The organism is Sporosarcina aquimarina (assembly GCF_023715615.1).
Taxonomy (GTDB): Bacteria; Bacillota; Bacilli; order Bacillales_A; family Planococcaceae; genus Sporosarcina; species Sporosarcina aquimarina_A.
The window spans coordinates 238,482-250,832 of the sequence record NZ_JAMBOM010000001.1 but is presented as its reverse complement, the minus strand read 5'-3'; the positions used below and the strand labels follow the sequence as shown (position 1 = coordinate 250,832).

At 44.3% G+C, this 12,351-nt stretch carries 14 protein-coding genes; all 14 read right to left on the bottom strand.

Going from position 1 to position 12,351, the window contains the following annotated elements; all coding sequences use genetic code 11:
• Positions 1–72: 72 nt before the first annotated feature.
• On the bottom strand, positions 73–387 hold the full coding sequence (locus M3197_RS01225; RefSeq protein WP_251658192.1) for a hypothetical protein: 315 nt from the start codon (positions 385–387) through the stop codon (positions 73–75).
• Between the two features lie 220 nt (positions 388–607).
• Positions 608–1,039, bottom strand: a complete 432-nt coding sequence (gene fabZ, locus M3197_RS01220; protein WP_251658191.1) for a 3-hydroxyacyl-ACP dehydratase FabZ — start codon at positions 1,037–1,039, stop codon at positions 608–610.
• 37 nt (positions 1,040–1,076) lie between these two features.
• On the bottom strand, positions 1,077–1,523 hold the full coding sequence (locus tag M3197_RS01215; protein ID WP_251658190.1) for a DNA-directed RNA polymerase subunit beta: 447 nt from the start codon (positions 1,521–1,523) through the stop codon (positions 1,077–1,079).
• 20 nt (positions 1,524–1,543) lie between these two features.
• Complete coding sequence (locus M3197_RS01210) at positions 1,544–2,371, bottom strand: flagellar hook-basal body protein (RefSeq protein WP_251658189.1); 828 nt, start codon at positions 2,369–2,371, stop codon at positions 1,544–1,546.
• A gap of 36 nt (positions 2,372–2,407) precedes the next feature.
• Complete coding sequence (locus tag M3197_RS01205; protein ID WP_251658188.1) at positions 2,408–3,244, bottom strand: flagellar hook-basal body protein; 837 nt, start codon at positions 3,242–3,244, stop codon at positions 2,408–2,410.
• A gap of 50 nt (positions 3,245–3,294) precedes the next feature.
• The gene (locus M3197_RS01200; RefSeq protein WP_251658187.1) at positions 3,295–4,290 is read right to left on the bottom strand and encodes a rod shape-determining protein; all 996 of its coding nucleotides are present in this window, start codon (positions 4,288–4,290) and stop codon (positions 3,295–3,297) included.
• 176 nt (positions 4,291–4,466) lie between these two features.
• Entirely contained in the window at positions 4,467–4,754 is a 288-nt protein-coding gene (locus M3197_RS01195) for a sporulation transcriptional regulator SpoIIID (RefSeq protein ID WP_039041532.1), read from the bottom strand.
• 1,040 nt (positions 4,755–5,794) lie between these two features.
• Positions 5,795–6,454, bottom strand: a complete 660-nt coding sequence (locus M3197_RS01190; protein WP_251658186.1) for a M23 family metallopeptidase — start codon at positions 6,452–6,454, stop codon at positions 5,795–5,797.
• Between the two features lie 32 nt (positions 6,455–6,486).
• The gene (gene spoIID, locus M3197_RS01185) at positions 6,487–7,434 is read right to left on the bottom strand and encodes a stage II sporulation protein D (protein WP_251658185.1); all 948 of its coding nucleotides are present in this window, start codon (positions 7,432–7,434) and stop codon (positions 6,487–6,489) included.
• A 170-nt stretch (positions 7,435–7,604) separates the two neighbouring features.
• On the bottom strand, positions 7,605–8,906 hold the full coding sequence (gene murA / locus M3197_RS01180) for a UDP-N-acetylglucosamine 1-carboxyvinyltransferase (RefSeq protein ID WP_251658184.1): 1,302 nt from the start codon (positions 8,904–8,906) through the stop codon (positions 7,605–7,607).
• 365 nt (positions 8,907–9,271) lie between these two features.
• A complete protein-coding gene (locus M3197_RS01175; RefSeq protein ID WP_251658183.1) occupies positions 9,272–9,505 on the bottom strand; it encodes a DUF1146 family protein in 234 nt (77 codons plus the stop codon).
• A 105-nt stretch (positions 9,506–9,610) separates the two neighbouring features.
• Entirely contained in the window at positions 9,611–10,009 is a 399-nt protein-coding gene (locus tag M3197_RS01170; RefSeq protein WP_349774100.1) for a F0F1 ATP synthase subunit epsilon, read from the bottom strand.
• Positions 10,010–10,030: 21 nt separating this feature from the next.
• On the bottom strand, positions 10,031–11,446 hold the full coding sequence (gene atpD / locus M3197_RS01165) for a F0F1 ATP synthase subunit beta (RefSeq protein ID WP_251658181.1): 1,416 nt from the start codon (positions 11,444–11,446) through the stop codon (positions 10,031–10,033).
• A gap of 43 nt (positions 11,447–11,489) precedes the next feature.
• Entirely contained in the window at positions 11,490–12,347 is an 858-nt protein-coding gene (gene atpG, locus M3197_RS01160; protein ID WP_251658180.1) for an ATP synthase F1 subunit gamma, read from the bottom strand.
• Between the last annotated feature and the right edge of the window lie 4 nt (positions 12,348–12,351).

Here is a 12,351-nt window from a genome sequence, read left to right as displayed (position 1 = left end):
AAAAATTCCCTCCTTTCAAATAGCTATCCAACATAGCTTGGCTTGAAAAGAAGGAACTATCCATTATTTTTTTTACGCGTTGTGACGTTTTTTCAACTCAGCTTCGACGAATGCAGCTTCCGCTTTACACTCATAGAAATATTGTGTGTTGAGTGTCTCTTGCAATTGTTGAATTGTCGCAATTTGCTCTTCAGACGGTGGCTCACTTAGGACTTTTTGAATGACTTCATTGATACGAACTGCAATCTCCTCGTGAAATTGAGTTGCGTGTTTGACGTCATCTGGAATTTTTTCATACCAGAGTGCTTTTTCGGTAATGTACTCGCTCCACCGCTTCATGAAGTCTGCCATGTCATAGCGATCCGGGTTCCATTCGATTTCCGTCATATATTGTTCAAAGGTCTGTGTAATGGACCTCGTGATGCTACTCTTTAGGTTGGGTGAAAGACTTTTGAACATTCTCGTTTAGTACCTCCCACGATGTACATGCTATGGTAACCGCATGTTTAATTGGCTTTTTGTACATGATTGCACTTGCCAAAGTGTGTAAACACACTATATAAAATCTTAACGGATTTTTCTGCCAAATGCAACTTTTAACTAAAAGTCACTCTTTAGCACCGAGTGCGAATGTGATTTCCGCTTCACATGCAATCTCACCTTCGACAGTCGCTGTCGCTTTGCCTTTACCTATGGAACCACGCATCCGAGTGATTTCCACTTCAAGACGGATTACATCTCCAGGGACGACTTGTCGCTTGAATCGGCAATTATCAATTCCCGCAAAAAATGCAAGGCGACCTTTATTCTCTTCTTTTTGCAAAATCGCAACAGCCCCGACTTGCGCTAGTGCTTCTACAATTAGCACGCCTGGCATGACCGGATACCCCGGGAAGTGCCCATTAAAGTAGTTTTCGTTAATGCTTACGTTTTTTATCCCTACTGCACGCGCGCCTTCTTCAACTTCAAGAATTCGGTCGACCAATAGGAATGGATAGCGATGCGGAATAATAGCTTGGATTTGTTCAGCAGTCAGCATAGTGATTCTCCTTTTAGGTTTCCCTATAATCTATCGTTTACTTCTCTTTACCACTCATGATATCAAAAATATGTGACCACGTATCTTTTTGGAAGATATCGCTTGCAGCTCCGTCACCTAGAATGCTAAAACCAATAACGGCACCGACTACTGCAGCAATTATCAGTAACAGAATTACCAAAATGACACGCACATATATAGGAAGAATGCGGATTTGTACCCAGCGAACTGGTTTTGTCTCCGTCCCTTCTTCCGTCTCCATTTTCTCTTTACGCTTTGTCCGTGTTTTTTGCACAGCTTCTTCTTTTTTCACAGGTTTCGCTTCAGCTTTTTTCTTACTGCGGGTTACTTGCTCGCTGTTCGATACGGATTGAGCCGTTGCTGCATGGGTTGCTCTAGCTTCCGCCCGACTTTTTGCAGCTGGTTTATTCGACTCAGAAGACGAATGGGACGGGATATCTGTATTTCTTTTTTCATCTGTCATATCAATACTCCCCACTTGACTCACCGGATATTATTGACCAGGCCGAGCATCTGATCAGCGATAGAAACCGTACGTGAGTTGAATTGATACGCTCGCTGGACGTTGATGAGGTCTGTCATTTCTTTCTGATAGTCAACATTGGACCCTTCAAGAGCTCCTTGCTGTACACCGACTTCCTGGCCAGTAATTTCTGTTAAAATATCGGCTTCAGTTACATTTAATTCTTCCAAGTTAGCTGGAAGTGTTAAATGCGTCGAGGAAAGTCGTGTCATCAGGTTAGGACGCTCAATTAGAGTAACTGCTAATTCAGCTGTCTGATCTGCTCGATTTGCCGAACTTGCAACTAGTGTACCGTCCGATTTCAGCTGAACTGAATCGACAGGACCATTAAAGGTAATTGCATTACCAACACGATCTGCAACAGCATTTCCTTCGCCGTCAACAAGTGCCACTCGGTTTCCCTGTCCCGGAGAAAGGTAGAAGTTCCCTTGACGTGTGTACACTGTCTCAGGACCATCAGCGCCTTGAACAATCACGTTGAAATATTGCTTTGGTTCAGTAAGAGCGAAATCGAGATTTCTTCCTGTTTGTTGCAAAGTTCCTACTTTCCAGTTCATTTGCGTTTGACCTAGCATCGCACCAACACCGTAGCGTATGCCTTCAGGTGATTGTCGCGGTGCATTATCCGCTTTGTCATTGTTGAATTGCTGATACAACATTTCCTGAAAACTCGCCTGATTGGATTGGTAACCATGTGTTCCTATATTGGATAAATTATTTCCGATGATATCCAAGTTGTTTTGCAACTGGTTCATGGTATTAACAGCTGTTGTCATCGTACGAATCATTTAGTTTGACTCCTTTCGCTTATGCGAAGCTTGCGATTATCCATTGACACGACCTATTTCAGAGACCGCTTTTTCCATACTGCGGTCATACGCTTGCAATACTTTCTGATTGGCTTCAAATGCTCGGTAAGCGGTCATCATATCCGTCATCGTTCGAGATGCATCTACGTTCGACTGCTCGATGAACCCTTGTTGGAATGAGTAACTGACCCCTTGGGCACCATTTGCGTCCGGCAAGTCTTGCTGTGCATAAAACAGTCCGTTATCACGTTTCACAAGCATTTCAGGATTCGCTGCGTAGCTGATTCCGAGAGTTGCTGCTTCCAATTCACCGTATTTTATAATGCCGTCTTCGGTAACTTGAAAATCGTCATTTGGCAATTGGATTCGTTGTCCATTTTGATCGAGCACATAATTTCCAGACGAAGTCGTTAGGTAGCCTTCTGGATTTAAAGCGAAGTTTCCACTTTTCGTATACGCACGTTCCCCATCTGACCCTTCAAGCGTGTAGAAAATGGCACCTGGTTTACCTGTATCAGGATTGATAGGCAACGTTCCATCGACAAGTGCAATGTCCGTTGTCAGTTCCGTTTCCCGTAGTTGTCCTTGAGTGAAGAGTGGCATGGTCTCTTGTAAATATGTTCCTGTTGAAAGGGCGCCTACTGGATTCAAGCCTTTCATCTGAAAGCTATTTTGGACTGGCACTTTTGTAGTATCCAGGTTGGACAAGAACATTTCAGGAAATGATCTTATCGATGATTGATCTGTTTTAAAGCCTGGCGTATTGGCATTAGCCATATTGTTGGAAAGTAATTCTGTTCTGCGCTGTTGCGCAATCATTCCAGATCCTGCTGTATAAAATCCACGGAACATGAGCCCCGCCTCCTTTTTGGGTGTGTTGCAAATGATCCAGTGGCACTGCGTTAAGATTGATTACGTTTTTTGTCTAAGCTATTCAGCATAATGCCTGTCCCTTTAGCGACACACCCAAGTGGGTCGTCTGCTATGAAAACGGGTACTTTTAATTCTTCTGCTAGCAGTTGGTCCAGTCCACGAAGGAGTGCTCCACCTCCAGTTAAGATGATGCCTCTATCAATGATATCTGCTGATAATTCAGGCGGAGTTTTCTCCAGAACATTTTTAGCTGCATGGAGGATCCAGGCAATGGATTCTTCCATCGCGTTTGTGATTTCTTTTGAATGGACTGTGACAGTTCTAGGTAGTCCTGAAACCATATCACGTCCACGAATATCCATCTCCTCGTCGTGGCTATCGGGGAAGACGGATGTTACTGTCATTTTGATAGTTTCCGCTGTGCGCTCACCAATTAATAACTTATGATTCTTTTTTATATGTTGGATGATGTCTTGATCGAACGTATTTCCTGCGATTTTTATGGATTCAGATGTGACAATGTCTCCCATTGAAAGAACAGCGACATCTGTTGTGCCGCCCCCAATGTCAATAACCATGTTGCCACTAGGTTGATAAATGTCCATTCCGGCTCCGATTGCAGCCACTTTAGGCTCGGCTTCAAGATACACTTGTCGGCCACCGGATTTTTGGACAGCTTCTTTAATGGCTTTCTGCTCCACACTTGTAACGTCCGTGGGACAGCAGATCAAGATGCGCGGTTTAGAAAACCAGCCTTTGACATTTAGGCGATCAATGAAACCTTTAAGCATTGCTTCTGTGCTATCAAAGTCAGCAATGACACCGTGTTTCAATGGTCGCATTACCTGGATGTTACTAGGGGTTCGTCCAATCATCTGTCTTGCTTCTTCTCCAACCGCTATTAAAGCACGGGTTTTAGTGTCGACTGCAACGACCGATGGTTCGTTCAGTAGAATCCCTTTTCCTTTTACATGTATTAAAACATTTGCTGTTCCCAGGTCAATGCCGATATCTTTCGCAAACATCTCATCCCTGCCCCTTCCATTCTTTCAACCGTTTACACGCTCTCCTAACTTAACATTTTATCACAGTGTTCCGAAAAAGAATATAAAAACTCGCTATTTTACGTGCTTTGTTACGGTTTGAAGCCGGTCAGTTCGGTTTCTATCAACTTCACAGAAAAAACGGACAGCGTTAGTCGCTAGTCCGTTTCTGTTGCTGCTGATTCATTCAGTTTTCGTTGTTCAATTTTCCATTTTTGACGCGTAGCTTCACCGCCTCGTAAATGTCGGATCGATTTGTGATAGGCCAGGACTTTAGCAACTTCCTCCGATAGATGAGCATCTATATTAGGTAGACGCTCTGTCAGGTCTTTGTGTACAGTGCTTTTGGAATACCCCGTCGCTTTTGCGAGCGCTCTCACAGTGAGGCCAGTTTCGATGAGCAGGTTGCCGAGGCGAACGCAGCGCCTCCGAATTTGTTCGTGCACACCCTCTTCCTTTCCCGTCAGTCCATTTGTTCTTTCACTTTATGCGAAGGGAGGGTGCACTATTCCTTTGTATTTTAGGTCTTCTTTCTGCCCAGGCAAGTTCTCGATCATATGTTGCACTTTCTCCAACACTTGGTTCGAGTTCTCGATCACAGAGTGCACTTTACCAATCAATTCTTTGCACTTCATCATCACCTAGCCGAGTTACTCAATATCGGGACACAATTCAACTGCGAGAAGGGAGTATATGGGTGGTTATTTCAGTTGCCTCAGGTCTCGGTAGGTGTGTATGAGCACTTTCCATGAGTTATGATCACTTTCTAAGCTTTATGAGCACTTTCCACAAATTTATGATCACTTTCTGAGTTTTATGAGCACTTTCCCTGAGTTATGATCACTTTCTGAGCTTTATGAGCACTTCCCACAAGTTTATGATCACTTTCTGAGTTTTATGAGCACTTTCCCTGAGTTATGATCACTTTCTGAGTTTTATGAGCACTTTCCATGAGTTATGATCACTTCCTGAGTTTTATGAGCACTTTCCATGAGTTATGAGCACTTTCTGAGCTTTATGAGCACTTCCCACAAGTTATGATCACTTCCTGAGTTTTATGAGCACTTTCCATGAATTATGATCACTTCCTGAGCTTTATGAGCACTTCCCCTGAGTTATAATCACTTCCTGAGTTTTATGAGCACTTCCCACAAGTTATGATCACTTTCTGAGTTTTATGAGCACTTTCCATGAGTTATGATCACTTTCTGAGTTTTATGAGCATTTTCCATGAATTATGAGCACTTCCTGAGCTTTATGAGCACTTCCCACAAGTTATGAGCACTTCCTGAGTTTTATGAGCACTTTCCACAAGTTATGATCACTTCCTGAGTTTTATGAGCATTTTCCATGAATTATGAGCACTTCCTGAGCTTTATGAGCACATTCCACAAGTTATAATCTCTTTCAAAACTCTCCACCACCACGACTGATATATTCGCACAAAAAAACCTGCCAGAGATGGCAGGTTGAATCAAAGAGTAATTTAAAAGGCCAAGAAGGAACGGGGATTTACAGCTACGTCGTCTTTTTGGACTTCGAAGTGTAAGTGGACGCCCGCTTGTGGGTTCCATTCATTTTCTGCAGTTTGCGCCAAAGCCTCACCCTGCTGGATCTCGTCACCCTCTTTTACGAGAATGCCAGTGACGGAACGATAGATCGTTTTCAATCCATCTTTGTGAGAGATGACAATTTCACTGCCTTTGAATGGATCTGAGACGATTTGTTCCACTTTTCCACTCATCGCTGCGAGTACTTCGAACGGTTTGCCGTCGACCGCAATCGTCACACCTTCATTTGTAACATATGTCTGTTTAAATACGAGTAGTGCATTTTCACGACTGGATGCGTCAGCTTTTGCATCATAGAAGTCTTGAATAATAGCAACCTGGTCAAGAAGTGCTTCGTCAAATGGATATTTCAGTTGTTCGTTTGATGCGTTTGTTTCCAATGTGACTTCTTCTTTAGCCTTTTCTTTGTCTACAGCTGCCTGCTCACCGGCGTCTGGTTTCATCAATGCATTATATCCCCATACCATTCCAACGAACAACAGGGCGAAGCTTGCATAGATAGTTGGCCAGAACCAGTTGCTTTTCGTGCTCTTGTTTTTCTGAGAAGGGGCGTTCGGTTTTTTTTCTTCTCTCATTTATGATCACCTCACTCGCTATTCTCTGCAAGTTAAGGATTTTTTAAACATTCCTCTTTCGATTTTTCAAAAGTTTTTATTTCTGTACCGGTATAGTAGTGTTTCACAATTTTTTCTGCGGTCCAGCCCTTTTTGGAATAAGCTTCAGCTCCATTTTGGCTCATGCCAACGCCGTGGCCATATCCTTTTGTAGTAATGTGGACAATTTCATTGGCCACATCATACCCTATATTGAAATCCGTAGATGCAAGTTTTAGTTTTTCCCGAACTTCTCGGCCGCTAGTTTCAAATGTGCCTGATAGTACGCTTTGGACACGCCCCGTTTCATTCCGGACGAGCTGGAGCGCACGAAAATCGTCTTCTTTCCATGAGGTGCCCAGCTTTTTATTCCACTCAGAAAGAGGCATATCAACTGTTCGTTCCACTTCTTCAGATACAGTTTGTTCGTCTGGGCTTTCTACACTTTGTAGATATGGGATTGAATTTCCTGTAAAATTCTCAGCAGTTTCCGTTTGACCGTTTGAAGTAGAAAAGAACATGGCGGTAATCATTTGTTCGTCGTGTACGAGCACTTTGCCTGCTGTTTCTTCAACGGCTTGGCGAATCTTTTTCTCGTTTTCTTTGAAGTTTTTGCCCCACCGTTCTTTACGATCTTTTTCGTTGGAATAGACTTGTGCAGTAACATCCCGACCGATCGGTTTTGTTCCTTCTGCCGTTTCTTTGAGTGCATAAGTGCGTGCTGCAATCGCTTGTGCTTTGAGGGCTTCCAGTGAGTAAGCGACTGGCATTTCAGATGCGACGACTCCAATAATGTACTCTTCCAGTGGCAGGGGCTTGTCCTCTCCTTCTACTGTAATTTCGGTCTCACAAGCTATTTCCTCAGGTGGCTTAGCGTCTAGTGGTCTGTTGTACTTCAAGTTTAGAAGTACAGGTATAAAAAATAGGAAAATGATGAATACTACTAATAGTCGTTTGTCCATGTTGAATGGTATGTTCGTTTTCAATCAATTATGATGATATTTTTGACTTTCACATATTTGGAATCTCACGTGACTCAGCGACACCAATCGACATCAAGCTCCAGAACTCGAATTAAAATTTAGGTAAATAAAAAAACTGGCCCTCGCAAAAGGGACAGCTCTAATCGATATTATGAATGCACAACTTCTGTGTCAGCTGTTTCAGATTCGCTAGAGACTCGGCTGATGTCTGCGCCAAGTGCTTTTAGTTTCTGATGGAAGTTGACGTAACCACGATCTAAGTGAATAAGTTCAGTGACTCTTGTAACCCCTTCAGCGACAAGCCCAGCAAGGATGAGTGCAGCTGCAGCCCGAAGATCGGTTGCTGCTACTTCAGCACCTTGTAGCTTTGACGGTCCGTTCATGATGACAGAACGTCCTTCGATTTTAATGTCAGCATTCATGCGACGGAATTCTTCCACGTGCATGAAACGGTTTTCGAAGACTGTTTCTGTCAATACACCAGTACCTTCTGATTTCAACATGAGTGCCATCATCTGTGACTGCATGTCTGTTGGGAATCCAGGATGTGGCATCGTCTTCAGGTCAACCGATTTCAATGGATGCTGCGCTGTAATGCGAAGACCTTCGTCGAGTTCAGTAATGACAACGCCCATTTCCTGTAGCTTAGAGATTAATGCTGCGTTGTGCTCAGGCAACGCGTTTTCAATCGTCACATCTCCGCCTGTAATTGCTGCAGCAACCATGAATGTACCCGTTTCGATACGGTCTGGAATGATGTGGTGAACTGCACCAACTAATTTCTTGACGCCTTCGATCCGGATAACATCTGTTCCAGCACCGATGACTCTACCGCCCATTTCGTTGATGAAATTCGCAAGGTCAACAATTTCAGGCTCTTTAGCTGCATTTTCGATCAACGTCGTTCCTGTAGCGAGTGCAGCTGCGGTCATGATGTTCTCAGTTGCGCCAACACTTGGGAAGTCGAGATAGATTTTTGCACCTTGAAGTCCGTTCTTTGCTCGTGCTTCAACAAATCCGTGCCCAAACGAGATATCCGCGCCCATTGCTTCGAACCCTTTTAGATGCTGGTCAATAGGACGTGATCCGATTGCACAGCCGCCTGGCATTGCCACACGTGCAAAACCATTGCGCGCAAGAAGTGGACCCATTACCAGAATGGATGCACGCATTTTACGCACGTATTCGAATTGCGCTTCACTCGTTAGCGTCTCAGTGGAATCAATGATCAGCTCGCCAATTTCAGGTTTATATTCCGTTTTTGCATATAAGCTTTTAAGTACTTCATTAATTGTGCGAACATCCGAAAGATTTGGTACTTCACGGATGACATTGACGCCCTCAGTAGCAAGCAACGCAGCCGCGAGTATCGGCAACACTGCGTTCTTCGCTCCTTCTACCCGCACTGTACCGTGCAGTTGTCGCCCACCATTAATAATAATTTTATCCAAAACAAGCCCCTCCGACTCAAAGTTATAATTCGTTCATAAGCGTGACAAGTTTACATATCCCAAAATCCATTAATTATACTAGTAAAAATCATCCAAACTCAGTCCATTGTACAACGACACGGCTTAGTTAACAAGCGCCATTGTGACCCTTTCCGACAAAAGATAGCTGTAATCTAAATTATGTACAGGTGGGATGTCCTGTGTGGGTATTTTACAATTTCTTTATGACTGCCATATTACAAAGAGGTTACATCTAAGTTTGTTCCCCAGTGCTGAATCCGATAAACCTATCTCATCATTTTCTAATGAAGTGATTCGTCTCATTGCCCCAGAGGCATCCGTTGTCTTTGCGGCGATAAGACGAATCATCCAAAGATGAAAGGAAGTCTCCCCGACCAATAGGATATGTCTAAAAAGAAATTTGATACAGAAGAACCGATGGCAATACTCAACAAAATAAATAATAATTGTGTTTGAAATACGCGGTTTTTACGAATAATGGCTTGTGGTAAAATCGCCTGCAAGGCAAAAAATGATACCCCAATGAAAAAAATATGTGACCCAAGTGCTAGTAATGGATTGACGCCAAGTGCGTCCATAGTATCTACTCCCGATGCGTACTTCTACCGATGAAGTACGTTTTTGGTTGACGTTAAAAAAATCGGACAGAAGATTCTCCTCTGTCCGATTTACTCGTATCCGACTTACATGCCGGAAACTTTAATACGGTTAATGGCCCTACGTAAATTAAGTTCAGCCATTTGATGCTCCAGCTTGTTCTTAGTCTGCTGGAGTTCAACTTCTGCCTTACGTTTCGCAAGTTCAGCACGTGCTACGTCAATGCCGGAAGCGAGTTCCGCACTTTGCGCAAGCACTGTGACAACATCCGGACGGACTTCTAAGAAGCCGCCGTTTACTGCCACGTGTTCTGTTGAATTGCCGTTTTTCAGACGAAGTGCGCCGATGTCAAGTGGAGCTACCATTGCGATGTGACCTGGTAAAATACCAAGCTCACCCGTTTCGGTAACAGCTATCACCATATCCGCTTCTGTTTCGCTGACAGGGCCGTCGGGAGTGACGATATTAACTTTTATCTTCATAATTTCCCCTCCTGGTCCCTTTTATTAGACTTCTACGCCCATTTCTTTTGCTTTAGCCACAACTTCTTCGATGCGCCCAACAAGTCGGAATGCATCTTCAGGAAGGTGGTCGTATTTGCCTTCAAGAATAGCCTTGAAGCCTTGTACAGTTTCAGCAACCGGCACGTACGAACCTTTTTGGCCCGTGAATTGCTCGGCAACGTGGAAGTTTTGTGACAGGAAGAACTGAACACGACGCGCACGATCAACGATCTGCTTGTCATCTTCACTCAACTCATCCATACCTAAGATTGCGATGATGTCTTGAAGTTCACGATAGCGTTGCAACGTTTGTTGTACTTGTGTTGCCACGTCATAGTGTTCTTTACCTACGATATCTGCACTAAGAGCACGTGATGTCGAAGCAAGTGGATCCACCGCTGGATAGATACCCATCTCAGATAGTTTACGCTCAAGGTTCGTCGTTGCGTCAAGGTGAGCAAACGTCGTTGCAGGAGCTGGATCTGTATAGTCATCGGCTGGTACATAGATCGCTTGGATCGATGTAACAGAACCTTTGTTAGTTGAAGTGATACGCTCTTGAAGCTGACCCATTTCAGTCGCCAATGTCGGCTGGTAACCAACCGCAGATGGCATACGACCAAGCAAGGCTGAAACTTCAGAACCGGCTTGTGTGAAACGGTAGATGTTATCGATGAAGAGCAGAACGTCAGCGCCCTGTTCGTCACGGAAGTGCTCCGCCATTGTCAAACCAGTCAAGGCAACACGCATACGTGCACCAGGTGGCTCGTTCATTTGACCGAAGACCATTGCCGTTTTCTTAATAACGCCTGAGTCTGTCATTTCATAGTACAAGTCGTTACCTTCACGAGTACGCTCTCCAACACCAGCGAATACTGAAATACCGCCGTGTTCTTGTGCGATGTTGTTGATCAATTCCTGGATTAGAACGGTTTTACCTACACCCGCACCACCGAAGAGACCGATTTTACCACCCTTGATGTAAGGAGCAAGTAAGTCAACAACTTTAATACCCGTTTCAAGAATTTCTACTTTAGTAGAAAGGAATTCAAATGATGGTGCTTCACGGTGAATCGGATCGCGCTGGATATCTGCCGCTAACGGCGTTCCAAGGTCAATTTCCTCACCAAGTACGTTGAATACTCGTCCGAGTGTAACGTCTCCAACAGGTACTGAGATTGGCGCGCCCATATCTATTACTTCTTCGCCGCGTCTCAAACCATCTGTAGAGGACATTGCAATCGTACGTACAGAATCGTCTCCAAGGTGCAAGGCCACTTCAAGTGTGAGCGTTTCCGCTTCAGCACCTGGGCGATTGATTTGGACTTTCAGGGAGTTATAGATCTGTGGAAGTTGTCCGTCCGCAAAGCGAACGTCAACAACTGGACCCATTACCTGAAGAATTTGTCCTTTACTCATGCTTTTCCCTCCTGTCGTACTGGTACGTTCGTTTTCGTTACGCCTATTCGAGTGCTGCAACGCCAGCAACGATTTCAGTGATTTCCTGAGTAATCGCAGCTTGACGGGCACGGTTGAATACTAGCGTCAAGTCATCTATCAAATCAGTAGCATTATCTGTAGCAGTCTTCATCGCAGTCATACTGGAAGCATGTTCGCTCGCTTTCCCATCAAGGACCGCACCGAAAATGAGGCTCTCCGCATATTGCGGCAACAAGGATTCAAGAATCACTTCAGCAGAAGGTTCGAATTCATAAGATGAGCTCACTCCAGACGATTCTAGATCAGTAAGTGGAAGCAATTTCCGTTCCGTCGGCTCATTGGAGATGGCGGAGACGAAATGGTTGTAATAGAGATACAACTCATCGTAATTGCCTTCCGTGAACATGCCAACAGCTTTATTCGCGATGTCTTTAATCTCTTCGAACGAAGGGTGATCAGATACACCTATAAGGCTCTCTTCAACTTTGAATCCGAGACGTTTAAAGAAATCAGTTCCTTTACTTCCGATTACGAAGAGCACGATTTCATCTTTAGATGCATGGCGAGCTTCGATTGCACGTTTCGCTTTACGTAAAATGTTGGCGTTATATCCCCCAACAAGTCCACGGTCAGATGTGACGATAAGGTATCCCGTCTTCTTGACTGGGCGAGTGACGAGCATCGGGTGTCCAGAGTTTTGAGAGACAGAAGCGATAGATCCGACCACTTCTTCAATCTTGTCCATGTACGGTACGAATTTTTTCGCGTTTGTTTCCGCACGGCTCAATTTTGAAGCAGAGACCATTTGCATCGCTTTTGTGATCTGACGTGTACTCTTCGTCGATTTAATGCGCTGTTCTACCTCGCGTAATGAGGCCATTGGC